This window comes from Sorangiineae bacterium MSr11367 (assembly GCA_037157805.1).
In the GTDB taxonomy this organism is placed as follows: domain Bacteria; phylum Myxococcota_A; class Polyangia; order Polyangiales; family Polyangiaceae; genus Pendulispora; species Pendulispora rubella.
Genome location: CP089983.1, coordinates 7,003,864 through 7,018,322, shown reverse-complemented (window position 1 = coordinate 7,018,322; position 14,459 = coordinate 7,003,864). Strand labels below are relative to the sequence as shown.

Annotated in this window: 15 protein-coding genes; 7 read left to right on the top strand and 8 right to left on the bottom strand. The window is 64.3% G+C overall.

The annotated features are described in order from the left end of the window. Positions 1 to 2: 2 nt before the first annotated feature. Entirely contained in the window at positions 3 to 2,222 is a 2,220-nt protein-coding gene (locus LVJ94_27025) for a VCBS repeat-containing protein (GenBank protein WXB00563.1), read from the bottom strand. A gap of 189 nt (positions 2,223 to 2,411) precedes the next feature. On the opposite strand from LVJ94_27025, the gene LVJ94_27020 reads away from it, so the two are divergent. Together LVJ94_27020 and LVJ94_27015 are read left to right on the top strand one after the other, a co-directional pair. Next, on the top strand, positions 2,412 to 3,149 hold the full coding sequence (locus LVJ94_27020; GenBank protein ID WXB00562.1) for a YciI family protein: 738 nt from the start codon (positions 2,412 to 2,414) through the stop codon (positions 3,147 to 3,149). Between the two features lie 214 nt (positions 3,150 to 3,363). Continuing rightward, positions 3,364 to 3,846, top strand: coding sequence for a DinB family protein (locus LVJ94_27015; protein WXB00561.1), 483 nt, complete (start codon positions 3,364 to 3,366; stop codon positions 3,844 to 3,846). On the opposite strand, the gene LVJ94_27010 is transcribed toward LVJ94_27015, so the two are convergent. Then, the gene (locus tag LVJ94_27010) at positions 3,824 to 4,573 is read right to left on the bottom strand and encodes an AraC family transcriptional regulator (protein ID WXB00560.1); all 750 of its coding nucleotides are present in this window, start codon (positions 4,571 to 4,573) and stop codon (positions 3,824 to 3,826) included. The two genes, LVJ94_27015 and LVJ94_27010, sit on opposite strands and share 23 nt — an antisense overlap. 607 nt (positions 4,574 to 5,180) lie before the next feature. Here LVJ94_27010 and LVJ94_27005 point away from each other — a divergent pair. Continuing rightward, a complete protein-coding gene (locus tag LVJ94_27005; protein ID WXB00559.1) occupies positions 5,181 to 5,549 on the top strand; it encodes a hypothetical protein in 369 nt (122 codons plus the stop codon). Positions 5,550 to 5,653: 104 nt separating this feature from the next. On the opposite strand, the gene LVJ94_27000 is transcribed toward LVJ94_27005, so the two are convergent. Beyond that, on the bottom strand, positions 5,654 to 5,902 hold the full coding sequence (locus tag LVJ94_27000; protein ID WXB00558.1) for a hypothetical protein: 249 nt from the start codon (positions 5,900 to 5,902) through the stop codon (positions 5,654 to 5,656). Between the two features lie 233 nt (positions 5,903 to 6,135). Then, positions 6,136 to 7,224 (bottom strand): NADH:flavin oxidoreductase/NADH oxidase, encoded by a 1,089-nt coding sequence (locus LVJ94_26995; protein WXB00557.1) that lies wholly within the window; start codon positions 7,222 to 7,224, stop codon positions 6,136 to 6,138. A gap of 72 nt (positions 7,225 to 7,296) precedes the next feature. Here LVJ94_26995 and LVJ94_26990 point away from each other — a divergent pair, with 72 nt between their 5' ends. Both LVJ94_26990 and LVJ94_26985 read left to right on the top strand, forming a co-directional pair. Next, on the top strand, positions 7,297 to 8,211 hold the full coding sequence (locus LVJ94_26990; protein WXB00556.1) for a LysR substrate-binding domain-containing protein: 915 nt from the start codon (positions 7,297 to 7,299) through the stop codon (positions 8,209 to 8,211). A gap of 147 nt (positions 8,212 to 8,358) precedes the next feature. Then, the gene (locus LVJ94_26985; protein WXB00555.1) at positions 8,359 to 8,634 is read left to right on the top strand and encodes a hypothetical protein; all 276 of its coding nucleotides are present in this window, start codon (positions 8,359 to 8,361) and stop codon (positions 8,632 to 8,634) included. Between the two features lie 125 nt (positions 8,635 to 8,759). Here LVJ94_26985 and LVJ94_26980 read toward each other — a convergent pair whose 3' ends face one another. From LVJ94_26980 to LVJ94_26965, 4 genes are all read right to left on the bottom strand, one after another. Beyond that, positions 8,760 to 9,035, bottom strand: a complete 276-nt coding sequence (locus LVJ94_26980) for a hypothetical protein (protein WXB10836.1) — start codon at positions 9,033 to 9,035, stop codon at positions 8,760 to 8,762. A gap of 139 nt (positions 9,036 to 9,174) precedes the next feature. Continuing rightward, positions 9,175 to 9,492 carry a hypothetical protein gene (locus LVJ94_26975; protein WXB00554.1) on the bottom strand — a complete coding sequence of 106 codons (318 nt, stop codon included), beginning with the start codon at positions 9,490 to 9,492 and terminating at the stop codon, positions 9,175 to 9,177. Between the two features lie 13 nt (positions 9,493 to 9,505). Further along, positions 9,506 to 10,744: a DoxX family protein gene (locus tag LVJ94_26970; GenBank protein WXB00553.1), complete on the bottom strand. Its 1,239-nt coding sequence runs from the start codon at positions 10,742 to 10,744 to the stop codon at positions 9,506 to 9,508. 105 nt (positions 10,745 to 10,849) lie between these two features. After that, entirely contained in the window at positions 10,850 to 11,797 is a 948-nt protein-coding gene (locus tag LVJ94_26965) for an alpha/beta fold hydrolase (GenBank protein ID WXB00552.1), read from the bottom strand. Positions 11,798 to 11,920: 123 nt separating this feature from the next. On the opposite strand from LVJ94_26965, the gene LVJ94_26960 reads away from it, so the two are divergent. Further along, complete coding sequence (locus LVJ94_26960; protein WXB00551.1) at positions 11,921 to 12,661, top strand: helix-turn-helix transcriptional regulator; 741 nt, start codon at positions 11,921 to 11,923, stop codon at positions 12,659 to 12,661. A gap of 828 nt (positions 12,662 to 13,489) precedes the next feature. After that, entirely contained in the window at positions 13,490 to 14,134 is a 645-nt protein-coding gene (locus LVJ94_26955; protein WXB00550.1) for an SDR family oxidoreductase, read from the top strand. Positions 14,135 to 14,459 lie beyond the last annotated feature (325 nt).

Genomic DNA, 14,459 nt, shown 5'->3' with positions numbered 1-14,459 from the left:
GATCAGATTCCGCAGTTGGCCCCGAGCAAGACGTTTACGTAGCTCTTGCTGGTAAAGGGCAGGGGCGTGTTGGTGACGGCGATATCCCATTTGTCATCCGCATTGAATTTGCCCATGGTGAGACCCAACGCCGTCTTGTCGACCTGGTGATGGATCGGCGCCTGGAAGCTGCCATCTCCCTTTCCAAGCAGGACGCTGGCCTTTCCGCCGCCCAACGCGACCAAATCGGCTTTCCCATCCCCGTTGACATCACCCATTGCGATTTCCCCCGTCGGGCGTCCAATGGTGTACCTCGTCGCCGAGGTCGAAAAGGTTCCGTCGCCGTTTCCCAATGAGATGCTTACATCCAGGGCATTCGCGACCGCGAGATCGAGCTTGCCGTCCGCATTGAAGTCGCCCGTCGTCAGCGATTGAGGCTGGGGCCCCGTCGTCGTTTTCGTCGGAACCGCGAAACCTCCCGTCGCTTTGCCCAAAAGAATGCTCACGTCGCTGGTGCCGCTGTTGGCGACCGCCATGTCGAGCTTCCCGTCCGCATTGAAATCTCCGGTGGCGAGCGAGGTTGGCGCGTCCCCGGCTACGTACGTGGTGACGGGGGAAAATCGTCCGGATCCGTTTCCCAGTAGAAGGCCGACGCTGTCGGTGCTGAGGGTGGCGACCGCAATATCCGGATTACCATCGCCGTTGAAGTCGCCCGTTCGCACGAACTCGGTGCGCGCGAACGTCGGAAAATTGGTGGCGGTCCCAAAGGTTCCATCGCCGTTGCCGAGCAGGACGCTCACACTTTTGCCGTCCACGTTGGCGACCGCCAGATCGGATTTGCCATCGCGGTTGAAATCGGCGGCGCCGACCGATCCGGGTCTGCTTCCGACCGCATAAAAGCGCTCCGCCCCGAAGCCGCCCGATCCGTTGCCGAGCAGGACGCTCACCCTATTGAGGTCGGAAACGGCGACCGCAAGATCGAAGATCCCGTCCCCATTGAAGTCGGTCGTGGCGAGGGAGTCGGCGCTGCCTGCAACCGGGTAGCTGACCTTCTGCGAGAGCGTTCCTTGCTCGGCCCATAGGGAGACGTAAATGGCCGATCGAGATGAACCCCGGTTTACGATCGCGAAATCCGAGCGCCCATCCGAATTGAAGTCGCCCGTCACGCTCGTGGTGGGGTCGAAACCGCCCGAAGGATACGTATTCGGATCCGAGAAGGTGCCATCTCCATGCCCGAACAGGATGCTCGCGTCGCCCGTTCCGGTGTCGGAAGCAACGAGGTCGGGTTTGCCGTCGCCGTTGAAATCGCCGATGGAGACGGGGCCGGGCTTGTTTTCGGCTCGGTAGGAGGTTTTTGGCGAGAAGGTCCCATTTCCGACGCCCATCATGACGTTGATCATCATGACGTTGAGGTTGGAGTAATCGGTGCCCACCACGTCGGGGTTTCCATCCCCATTGAAGTCGCCGATCTCGAGAGAATTGTAATTGGCATATGAGGTGCTGGCCGAGAAGCTACCATCGTCCTTTGCCGTGAGGATGACGAGGACACCGTCGTACTGGACGAGGGCAATGTCCGATTTGCCATCGCGATTGAAATCGGCCGCACGGATCCTCTTCGGAAAGAGGGACGTGGGATAGTGCATCGTGCCTGAAAATGCGCCGAATCCGTCGCCCAGAAGAACGCTGAAGCTGTCCCGCGAGTTCGATACGGCGAGATCGATGCGCCCGTCGCCGTTGAAATCGCCCGAGGTGATCGAGTTTGGAGATTCACCCAAGGAGTAGGTGATCGCAGGGGAGAACGAACCGCCATCGGTGGCGAGCAAGACGTTCACGCCGTCCTCGGTGACGGCCGCGAGATCGGGCTTGCCGTCCCCGTTGAAGTCACCCACCGCAACCTCTTTGGGACTTCTTCCGGTGGGAAAGCTGCGCGGTTCCGAGAACGTGCCGTTCCCGTTCCCGTAATACACCTTGACCCTGTAGCTGTTGTACTCGGGCATCACCAGGTCGAGTCGTCCGTCCGCGTTGAAGTCGCCCTTGGCGATCGTGGCGTACGGATAGTCGACGGGGAGCACCACCCCGGGCGCGAACGAGGCGTTGGTGCAGAGCAGGCTGCCGTCCGCCGCGGCGATGGCATCCGCTCCCAGGGTTGCATCGTTGCCGCCATCGGCCGCGGAGCACCCCACGGCCAGCGTGGCCGCCAGCACGGCCGGGCCAAGCAACGCGGGGTTTTTGGACCTTTCCATATGTCGAACCTTCCTTTCGCGCCTTAAGAGCCACGCCGCCCGGCCTTGTCGCACGAAAAAGTCGACCGTTCGAATAGTGTAGTAGTTTCAGGTGGTTACAAAAAGATCGTCCGTCTTGTCGCTTGACCCGAGCGTCGTTCGTCGTGTCATGGAATGGCCGGCGGTTGCTGGCCCACCCAGGAGTCGAACATGCGTTTCATGATCATGCACAAGAACGATCCGCAAACCGAAGCAGGGCAACCGCCGCCAATGGATCTGGTCACCAAGATGGGCGAATTCATCGGCGAGTTCGCCAAGACGGGCCGCTTCGTCGACGGCGCCGGCCTGAGTGGGAGCGCGTCACGCACGCGCCTCCTCTTCCGCGACGGGCATTGCACCGTGAAGCACGGTCCCTACCAGGGCGAGCGCGAACTGCCTTCGGCGACGCTGCAATTGAAGGTCGAGACGCGGGAGCAGGCCATCGGTTGGGCGGAGCGCTATGGCAAGATTCTCGGCAACGGCGAGATCGAGCTCGGCAAGGTGAACGAGCCTTGGGACATCGGGCTGATGCCCCCGCCGGCGAACCCGCCGCTTCAATTCCTTCTCATCGACAAGGCCGACGAAGCCACCGAATCCGGCGGGCGCACCCCGAAGCAGAAGGCCGACCTCACGCGGCTGAAGACCGAAATGACCAAGGCCGGCGTGCTCGTGAAAACGCTGCAACTGCGACCCAGCCATCAAGCGAAGCGGCTCGTGTTCACGAACAACGACATGCGCATGGTCGACGGTCCGTTTGCCGAGTCGAAGGAGCTACTCGGCGGATTCGCCGTGATGACGCTCTCGGGAATGGACGAGGCCATCGAGGTATGCCGTCGCTACGCGGCGATCCTCGGCGGGACGCTGGAGATCGATATCCGCCTGGTCGATCAGGACGCCGCCGACGCGTGATTCATTTCGGGCTCCTGGCGGAGGCAGATCAGCGTCTGCTGGCCCGTCGCCACGAGCTTTCGCTCACCGCTCTGCACTCCGAAGACATCGAGATGGCAGACGGTGAGCGTGCGTCCGGCCTTGACGACGGTGCCGACCGCTTCCAGGTGGTCGTCCGTCGGAGTCCGCCGTTGCGTTCAAGCGCACGGTCCCATCGCGGCCTACGCTCGGAAGCATGCTCCAAACGCTCGTTACACACCTCGCGTGGGCCAACCGCCAGCTCTTTGGCGCCCTTCGCGAAGTCGATTCGTTCAAATCCCAGAATGGCGCAGACTTGATCGTGCGGGTCCTCGACCACGTCCAGGTCGTCAGCCGCATTTTTCAGGCGCACCTGGAGGGGAGGGCGCACGGTTACGAGTCCACGCAGAGCGCCGTGCTTCCCACGCTCGAGGAGCTCGATCGCGCATCCGAGGCCATCGACCGCTGGTACGTGGATATCGCGACATCGCTCCAGCCCGAGGAGCTTTCGCGCCCTCGCGATGTGCGCTTTACCGACGGAAAAGTGGTGAGCATGAGCGCCGCCACCATGATCGGGCACGTGCTCACCCACACGATTCATCATCGCGGAAACGTGGACGCCATCATGTACCAATGCGGGATGCCGCGTCGGAGGGACGGACTCCCCGAGTTCCTCGTCAGTCGAGCGTCCGCCACGTGATGGAGCTCAGCCCCTGGGTGGGCGTGATCCCGAATTGCTCCCGGAAGACGCGACTCAGATGGGCACTGTCCGCAAACCCGGCGGAGGTGGCGGCGGCACTCAAGCTCGCCCCCGCCTCCACCGCGGCGATGGCTCGGCGCAAGCGCTTCCAGCGCAGATACGCACGCATGGGGAGCCCGATGTCCTGCGCGAAAGCATGGCGCATCTGCCGCGGCGAGAGCCCGGCCTCCTGCGACACGCTCGCGAGGTTGACGTGGTCGGATCCGTCGAGGTACGCGCACATCCGCCGTACCGCCGGGTGGCGCGGCTCCGGTGGCTGACGCGGGTCGATGGCGGCGAGGATCGCCGCCAAGAGAGCGCGGGCCATCTCCGGCGTGGGATCGCGCGGGACGTTCGCGTCGAATGGGGCGCGGCCCCACGTCTCGCACCGGGGGTCGGCATCGCGAGAAAGCTTTCGGCTCGCCAGTTCGTCTCCGTCGAGGAACAGCAGCGCGGCATGTGCACACGCGCTATGGCCGTGGAGCCGGCGCGGGGGAATGACGGCCGCGCGGGTGTGAATGCGTCCGTTGGCACCGTCCTCGATGTACAGCCCCTGCGGCGCGATGACGACCTGGGCCGCGTGGTGTGCGTGGTGCTCCGTGGCAACGAGAGGGCCCACGTAGAGCATTCGCGTGCCGGAAACGAATACCGTCCCGCTCAATCTCGCCGCGTGCTCAGCCGTGCCCATCGCCATCTCGCCCCGCGATTTTAGGCCCCCTGGCTCGTCCGAGGCAAGGCGATTGCTGCGATGAACGCACCATCGAGTTGCAATCGATTCATCGAAGTTGGCTAGTGACGAATCACACTGGCAATTATCGCCAGTCGGAAATCGCCATGTACCGCCGAGGCTCGGCAGTTCGTCGGTCCGTGAATATTTTGACTCTCGGCCACATGAGAAAATTGACGCTTTACCGGTACCGCGACCGGCAGAACACGGGGGTTTGCGCGTGCTCCGTGCAGAGCGTCCAGGTGCCGAAATCGAGCTCTTGCGATCGGAGACCTCAACACTCGCAACGAGCCTTCGCCGGTGTCCTGTCTGTCGAGACAACGGCTCCGAGCCTGCGTGGGCTACCCTCGCGCGACTACACAATTGCGTCTGGTCATCGAAGCGTGCATTGACAAGGCACGACTTGTACATAATCTGTTTTGGAACCGGACGTCGCACGCGCGTGTTCACGCCGCGATGCCTTGCACGAGCACCCTGAACCACTGAGGTAGGGCGTGCGAAGGTGCGAATTTTGATGATGTGTCGATTCGAAATACAAATGGGCAATTAACGGAGAAGAGCAAAAGGCATGGCAAACACGATCAAGGAATCGCTGGGCAAAATCGAGAACACCGAGGGCTTCGTGGGCGCTGCGGTCGTCGACTCGGAGAGTGGCATGTGTCTCGGCAGCCTCGGAGGCGGGCCGATCAACCTCGAGCTCGCAGCCGCGGCGAACTCGGAGGTCGTCCGGGCGAAGCGCAAGGCGATGAAGGCGCTCAACCTGCGCGACGACATCGAGGACATCCTCATTTCGCTCGGCAAGCAATATCATATCATCCGCCCGCTCAAGAACCGCCCCAGCATCTTCTTCTACGTTGCGCTCGACCGCGGTAAGGCCAACCTCGCCATGGCGCGCTTCGCCCTCTCCGAAGTCGAGGGTGATATCGTCCTTTCCTGAAGAAGTATCCGCACCGTTACGATGCCCATGAGCGGCGATGGGGACGTTTTTCGTGCCGAGCACGAACGACTCCTTCGCCGCTTCCGGCACACGCCAACGACGGGCTAGGTCGCCTTGAAGATTTCCTTGCCCGTCGAGCCAACGAGCGTTCGCGTGTTCGGCGACACGAGAACCGTCTGGCTGCCTCCCGCAACCTTGAAGGCGAGATCTTTGTCCGTGCCGTTGTAGATGCCACGGAGCCCGGTGTTGACCGCAGGCAGGGTCACGGTTCGTTGGCCGCCGGGCGAACCGGTAAAGTTGAGTTGAAACTCGACGAATTGGTCCGCCGTGACCGAGACGTCCGAAGTACCCACGACGAGATTCGTCGCGCCCACCCGATCGTTGGGGCGTACGATGAGTTTCGTATCGGCGGGAGACGCCGGTGTCAACCACGGCGTGCCAGCCGTTTTGCTCGGATTGTCCAGAACGATGTACCCGGCCGGAGCCGCGCCCTGAACTGGAACGACGGAAATGATACCTGGGCACTGCGGATGCTGGGCAGATTGAGATGGATTCGCGACGTCGCGACTGTGCAGTCGCCGGGCCGCTAGCTTCTTTGGAGCCAATGCGCGTATTGGGGCGGTAGTACCGTGTGCGGTATCGCAACGCCCAGTGCCTTGGCCGCATGATAAGGCCAGTGCGGATCGTCGAGTTCGGCGCGAGCGAGGACGACGAGATCGGCCTGGCCATTCGCAATGACGTCCTGCGCCTGCTGGGGCTCGCGAAGGAACCAACCGGCGGCCGTGGGGATTTCCGCTTCGCGCCGGATGCGATCGGCGAGGGGCACCATGAAGCCTGGTCCCCACGGCACGCCCGAGACGTCGGGGGAGTTGAAGCCGAGGCTGACGTCGATCAGATCAAGTCCATTGCGCTTGAAGCGCCGTACGAGTTCGACGGATTCCTCCATCGACTGGCCCTCGGGATGGAAGTCCGAGACGCCGAGGCGCGCGGTCAAGGGAAGTCGCTCGGGCCAGACTTCGCGCACGGCAGCGAGTGTCTCGACGAGGAACCGTATGCGGTTCTCGAAGCTGCCGCCATACTCGTCGGTGCGCTTGTTGGCGATGGGGGAGAAGAAGCTTTGGCCCAGATAGCCGTGTGCGAAATGCAGCTCCAGCCACTCGAAGCCGGCGGCCAGCGCGCGCTTGGCGCTCGCGACGAAATCGGTCCGGACGCGCGCGATGTCGTCTTTGCTCATCGCGAGTGGAACGCGCGGCAGGTTGTCGCCGTACGCGATCGGCGATGGGCCGATGGGCTGCCAGGCGCGCTCGTCATCCGGCGCCATGTGGTCGTCGCCTTCCCAGGGAAGGTTGGCCGAGGCCTTGCGGCCGGCATGTCCGATCTGGATGCCGGGGACCGCTTGGCAGCGCTTCACGAATGCGGCGATGGGCGCGAAGGCGTCGGCCTGCGCATCGTTCCACAAGCCGGTGCATCCCGGCGTGATGCGCCCCTCCGGCGCCACCGCCGTCGCTTCTGCGATGACGAGGCCGGCACCGCCGATGGCGCGCGCGCCCAAGTGCACGGCATGCCATGGATTCGGCACGCCGTTCTCGGCTGAATATTGGCACATCGGCGAGACGGCGATGCGGTTCTTGAGTGTGATGCCTTTGAGTGAGAATTCGCTGAACAGTGACGGCATGTAGGGTGGGCATGAGCGTGCGCTCGCGAAGCGAAGCTGACAATCCACGCCCAGAGCACAATACTGGCACGGATGGAGTACCAATCCGGAAGCTCGCTCGAAGAATTGGCCGCGTTCGTCGCGGTGGTCGAGGCCAATGGATTCACCGCCGCCGCGCGCACCCTTCGCGCGCGCAAGGCCACGCTCAGCCTGCGGGTGCAGAGTCTCGAGGCCCGGCTCGGTGTCTCGCTGTTGGTCCGCACGACGCGCACGCTCCGCCTGACCCACGAGGGGCGCGCGTACCTCGAGCACGCCCAGCGGGCGCTCGGTGCTGCACGTGACGCCGATGCGGTCGTGGAGCTCGCGAAGTCGAAGCCGACCGGGCTCTTGCGCATCACGATGCCGGCGTCGCTCGCGGGGGCGCTGTTCGAGGGCGTGGTCGTGCCGTACCTGGCGCGCTACCCCGAGGTTTCGGTCCAACTCGACACGTCGTTGCGAACGATCGATCTGGTGCGCGAAGGCTACGACCTTGGCCTACGCGTGGGCGCGCTCGCGGGCTCGTCGCTGGTTGCGCGGCGACTCGGCTCGTGCACGGGCGGCTACTATGCGAGTCCGCGCTACCTCGAGCACCGCGGCACGCCGAAGCGCCCCGAGGATCTCGATCGCCACGCGACGATCATCGTGCCGCGCGGCGACAGGCCGATGGAGTGGGCGTTCGTCGCCGGCTCGAAGCGGCGAAGCCTCGTGGTCTCCCCGCGGTTGTCGGTGAGCAGCTTCGAGCTGGCGGCCCGGGCCGCCGTGGCGGGAGCCGGTGTCCTTCGGTCGCCGCGCTATTTCGTCGCGCCGTACCTGGCGACGAACCAGTTGGTGCCGGTCTTGCGCGACTGGACGCCGCCCAGCGTCAAGGTTCACGCGGTGTTTCCGCCGGGCGGGGTGCTGGTTCCGAAGACGCGCCTTTTCGTCGATGCCGTGGCGGCATGGTTCACACGGAACGACGATGACGTTTAGCGCCACAACTGCAATATTCTTGCGAATGGTCTCTCGAGACCGCCTCGAAATGCCTGGATGTCATAAAGGGATCCTCGGGAACGTCCGTATAGGACATCAGAAGCGTTCCAAAGGATGGAACGTCGAATTCTCACGAGGACTATCCCTATGAATCGACGAAATCGTGCTTACGCCCCCATCGCCGCCCTCATGGCCCTCTTCGCGTGGCTGCCCGCGTGCAGCAGTGCAACGTCGAGCGAGGCGGACGTCGAACCGAATTCCAACGAAGTGAACGAATTGCTTCGAACCGAACAAAGTGAATCCGCCGCCCCCACCTCGTGCACGAGCGATTGGAATTGCAAGTCCGGCACGTATTGCTGCATGCCCTGTGGCGCGACCACCGGTACGTGCGCGGCAGGATGCCCGCAGGTCGTCTGTCCGTGACATTGCCGTGAATCAGTGGGTGGCGACGGTGCCGATGGCCGGCGGAGGATCGATGCCGAGCGCCGGCAACGAGACTCCTTCGGGCAGGTTGATCACGATGCGTCCCACCGCACCGCCGCCGCCGCCTACCCCACCACCGTAGGAATCCGGCGGACGCGGGTCGTTTCGACCAAGAGGGTACCTCCGCTTCCGCCTCCACCACCGTCCGTCCCCGATGGCGAGTGCGACGACTGCGCGTAGCCGTCCTGCCCCTGGAAGGCACCGTCACCGCTCGCCGAGAGTCGCCCCGCCAGTACGAGGTCGCGGCATGCGGCAATCTGAAGCGCGCCACCTCCATGGCCGCCTTCACCTCCACCGCCGAACATGGGACGACGGGCGTTGCCGCCTTTGGCTCCGGCCACGAGCTGCGTGCCTGTCGTGGGACCGTAGGCGCTACCGCGGGGAGGCTCCGAGCTGGGAGGTCCACCATTCGCGCCCGGGCCGATGTGGCCTGCGCCGTCGCCTGGACCCCATTGAGAATCGGGCGGTCCGCCTCGCGCGTCATCCGGCCACTGTGAACGTGTCCGTCGCGACGATCGCCACCGCGACGTTCTGGGACTCTACGAGAAGTTGCCCCGCAATCGTCACGTTCGCGAATTTGCGGATGCAGATGGGAAGCAGGGGAGGCTCCTGAGGGATTCGCGCGTCGCAGGTGTCCGCGACCCCGGGAAAGAGGTACTTCGACGTCCCCGCCTCCACGGTCAAATCACTGGTACCAGGCGTATCGCAAATGTCGGCCGGCAAATTGGACGGAGACGTCGATGTCAGGGCCATGTCGACCGCATCGCCGCTTTGTTGCGACGAATGGGACTGGGCCACGTCGCCACCTGAGTCACTTGGCCTCGCCGGCGGGCGAGGTCCGTGTGCAGGTGATGCGGTCGACGTGCCGATAGTCGCCGCTGGTGCGTTCGACCTCGTAACTCGATTCGAAATGGGTCGGGTCGAGGCGCTGAAAGATGAAGTGCTGCATGCGCGGCGTCTCGGAAACTAGATCCATTCCTTCCCACACGAGGCGATCGCCATCCCATCCCGAGGTATGGAATGCGCGTGCTCCACCGAACGAATCGTGCACGGTCGCCGTCCAGGTAGGCGTGCCAGAAAGCCATTGTGCAACGGCATGGTACTGGTTCGGCGGCCGATCATCGTGCCGCAAAAGGAGGCCTCCGCCATTCAGCGTCCTTTCGAAATGCACATCGGATTCAATCGGTCTGCCCGACGCAAATTGGCCCGCACAGCTCCAGTCACCGGCGAAATAGTCGAATCCGTCGGCCGGCGCGGGCGCCGAGGGAGCGGGAGGCTTTTGGGCGTGCAGCAGGGTGCCGCCTGCGACCGCGGCCACGGCACAGGCGACCGCGCCCATGGCGACATCCACCAAGGGGCTTCGTTGGCCCGGCACGCTCCGACGCCGATGCAGGAGCCAGAGCGTCGCGATGAGGCCTAAACGCACGAGGCGCTCGAAGGCATCCATATCGTCGTGGATCGAATCGCCGTTGTACGCATGCGTATAGATGGCGCCGAACATGTCGAGCGTAAGACCCACGACGGCGAACGGCACCATCCAGTCCACGAGAAGCGCGAGGCCGCCGAGAACCTCCACGGTCATGATGAAGCGAAGAAGCGGCGTCGAGTATCCCGATAGCGTGAAGAACGAGGCCATCTCCTTCCACGATGGCGAGCTTCCGAATGCAAATGGCATCGCGAACGAGACGCCGGTGGAGATGCAGAGCGCGGAAAGCACCGGCGGTTCGCTCAGCACGGCCCACCTCGCCGATTTCGACGCCGCCGCGCCACCGATCAGCGCCCCGAGAAACACGACCGCCGCGTCCTTGAAACCCGCGGCAAGCATCGACCACGGCCCACTCGCCATCGCATTTCGAACGACGCAAACGAGGCACCGGCCCCCGAGCAAAAGCATCGAGCCGACGAAATAGTACTGCGCTGCCCGAGCAGGCGTGAGCCCGGGCGCGCGGCGTGCCAAGAGGACGCCCAAGACACCGCCTGCAAGCAAAAGCGCGAAGAGATAGTCGACTCGGTAGACCATGATGAGCTCTGGACGCCCAATACGGGCCATTCCAGGGTTTCTTATTCGGCCGTCGCGCGCGCGACGATTTCCGTGAGCGGCCCGCAGGACGCAGCGAGCGGTGCTTCGCGCCACCACGCGCGCCCATGTCGCGATCTATTTGAACGTGACACGCCCGAGCGGGGTGGCGGCTCCGGTCAGCGCGTTCCGTGCGTTCGGCCACGCGGGGTCTCCGGGATGGAGCGCGGTGCGGAGATACGCCCAGGTGAGAAGTTGAACGGCGGCCACGCGCTCGGGGTTCTCGTCCGTGGTCTCGGCGACGTCATACCCCGAGACCCCGCCCAGTCCGTGACCTGCGCCGAACAGGGTGAGCAGAGACTTGGGGCTCGGGGAGAGGACGTAGGGATCGGCGTGCCAGTCGGCGCCCGCGACCGTCAAGTGGGGAGAGTCGTCCTTGTCGCCGGCGACCACGAGTGCGGGCGTGGTCATGGTGGAGAAGTCGATGGTCGAAAAGAAGGGGTAGTTCTCGGCCGCAAACTTGCTGAGGGTGTCCCCTCGGCCGGGCGCGGCGAGCAGCACGCCCGCTTTGATCCGCGGCTCGGCGAGGTTCACTTCCTCGTGGCGATCTTTGTGCCGCGCGCCAAGCAGCAGGCTCGCCGTGTGTCCGCCCATCGAGTGCCCGGCGACCGCCACCTTGTCGCGGTCCAGGCGCCCGGCGAGCCCTGCGACTGCGCCCTCGATCGCATCGAGTCGATCGAGAATGCGCGTCATGTCCTCGACCCGCGATCGCCAGAACAAAGGAGCGTCGGGGTGATCCGAGCCACGAAAGGGAAGTGTCTTCGAGTCGAGATGCGTGGGTTGAATCACGACGAAGCCGTGGGCGGCCCAGTAATGGGCGAGTGGTGCGTAGCCGTTCAAGGAGGAGAGGTGGTTGGAGGGGCCGTGACCGTGCGAGAGCAAGATGATAGGAAGGTCCTTTCCGGTTACGGGCGCGGAGACGCGCACCTGAAGATCGACGGCGCGGCCGGGCACGGGCAGCACGATGGGGCTGATCGAGAGGACCGCCGTGGAAGCGCGAAGGGATGTGGGAAGCGGTTCGTTCATGACGGTGATTCGTACCTCCCGTCGCCGCTCCTCGATTGGAAGGACCGGACATTTTCATCGTTCCCTCTGCGCTCGCTTGAACGATCGCCGTGAACGCCCCAAAGTACGAGGGTGCTGCGCACGATGGACTCCGCACCGGCGACGTTCTCGCTTTCCCGCTTCGTTGAAGATGTTCGCGCGTTCGTGCCGGTCGCAGGATGCGCACGTCCCGTCGATCGGCTGCCCGATGGAAGAACGACCCTCGTCTTTCGCGTGCTCGAGGAGGGGCGGAAAGGGGACGTGTGCGTCGCGGGTCCGCGCACCCGGGCGCTGTTCAAGAACGCAACCGGCATTGCGCGGGCGGTGATCCTTCAGTTCAAGCCGGGTTGGTCGGCGTCGCTGCTGGGCGTGCCCGCGAACGCGCTGACGGACCGGATCGTGCCGCTGGACGACATCTGGGGCCCTTCGGGTGGCGACCTATGCTTCGAGCTCCTTGCGGCGCGAAGCTTGCGGGAGGTGCTGGACCGGATCTCCGATGCGGTCGCTCTTCGCACCCGCCAGACATTCGAGCCTGCATCGGCACGGCTGGCTCGCCGCGCGGTTCGCTTGCTCGAGGGCGACGAGGTTCGCGTGGAGAGCGTGGCGGATCGGCTCGGCGTCACGGCGCGGCATCTTCGCCGCGCCTTCACCGAGAGCATCGGCATCGGGCCCAAGGATTTCGCGCGGACCGTTCGCCTGCAGCGTGCAGTACAGATGGCGTCGAACTCGAAGGACTGGGCGCGCATTGCCGCCGACTCCGGCTATTACGATCAGGCGCACCTCATCGCCGACTTCCGGGAGCTCGTCGGGCTCACACCCGGCGCCTTCCTGAAGCGGGCGCGCTAGGCGCCCCTGGTTCTCGGGCTGACGCGCGACGGGAGCTCGCATGGGGAACAAGGGCGGAGGGCGGAGGGCGGAGGGCGGACAAACGGGTGCGAAATCGCGCGCTCCGCGCAATCTCAGACGGTCTTCTTCTGGCATTTCTCTCTGCCAGAAAAAAATGAGGGTAGAAGAAAGTCCGGTGGATGCGAGCAGTTGTTGCAGCGTCCCCAACTAGGAATTCGGCCACCGGTCCGCGCCCGCTGCGCCTCCCTTCACCGCCCCACGTGTTGTTCCCCCTAGCTGGACGCCGTTGGGCGTTGGTTCCCTGCCTTCGGAGGCACGCGGAGGGCTGTTGCCTCCCACTCAAACCTTGCGGCAACCCATCATCTTGATCTGCGACCTTGCCAGTGAGATGTCCGGAGCAGCTCGCTCCAAGGTCTGAGTTGAGGCATTGCCAATTCGAGGCCAAGCCTCACCCAGCGAAAAATGAGCCGATCCGCGTCGCGCTCCCCTGTCCCGGACGACCTTGGGCCTGTCCGGGACAGTCCGGGACACCCGAGGGGCCCGCGCCGTCGCTCCCGGAAGGGACGAACGGACGCCCGGTTGCCCCGGGGATAGCCGCTCGTCTTTAAGTAAGGTCAGAGGGGCCGTGAGCGTCGCATCTGACGTCGCGGTCCCATTATTTCCAATTGGTGGAGGATGATTCCCCATGAAGCGGAATAATCTTCCAAATCGAGAAGGTCTACGTTTCGAGCCGCAGTAGCAAAAAAAGGAGGCTCGGATGCTCGATCGATTGAAAGGTGCTCGTGTACTCATCGTTGGCGGCAGCTCGGAATCGGCCTGGCCACGGCGATGGCCGCTGCGGAAATCGGCAGCTCGGTGACCATCGCCTCGCGATCGGAAACGAAACTCGCCGCGGCGCGGGCCGAGCTTGGTCACGAGATCCGCGCCGTCGTGCTCGACACCGGGGACGAGCGCGCCCTCGAGCGATTCTTCTCCGCCGAGAGCGCGTGGGATCACATCGTCGTTTCGGCCGCGCAGACGCCGACGGGATCCGTGCATGCACTCCCCATGGACGAGGCCAAGCAGGCGATGGAGAGCAAATTCTGGGGCGCATACCGTCTTGCGCGTGCCGCCAAGATCAACGACGGAGGATCGCTCACCTTCGTCTCGGGGTACCTGAGCGTGCGGCCTTCGGAGACTGCGGTTCTCCAGGGCGCCATCAATGCCGCGCTCGAAGCGCTGGCTCGAGGTCTGGCGCTGGAGCTCTCTCCCGTGCGCGTGAACGCAGTGTCGCCCGGTCTCGTGGAGACCCCTCTCTGGTCGGGCATGCCCGACGACAAGCGCAAGGCGATGTTCACACGTGCCGCGCAACACCTTCCTGCGCGTCGCATCGGTCAGCCGGACGACATCGCGCACGCCCTGCTGTTCCTCGCGGCGACGCCCTTCGCCACCGGGTCGACGGTGCGGGTCGACGGCGGCGGCGCCATCGCCTGAGCTTTTCCCGCAAACCAAGCCGTTCCGCAACACGCACGTCCGATTGGGCACGCGGGCCGGTGTCGTTCGGCGGCCGTTCTGCATCATGGCCGAGGTTGGCCATGGCATCGGCGGACCCCGCCGGCCCGCCGCCGCCCGTCACGTAGTGGTTCGTCGGATCGAATATGACCTTTTACAAATAACATCGTACGGTATTCGTGTTTTTCGAGGTGAGCCGCGAAACATCAAAGCTCGCGTTTGGCTTCAAAGCGATGGCCCCGCCAACGCTCGAGCAGCGTAGGCACGTGTTGCTTTGTCGAGAAGGGCGGTTTCGAGCTGCGGATGC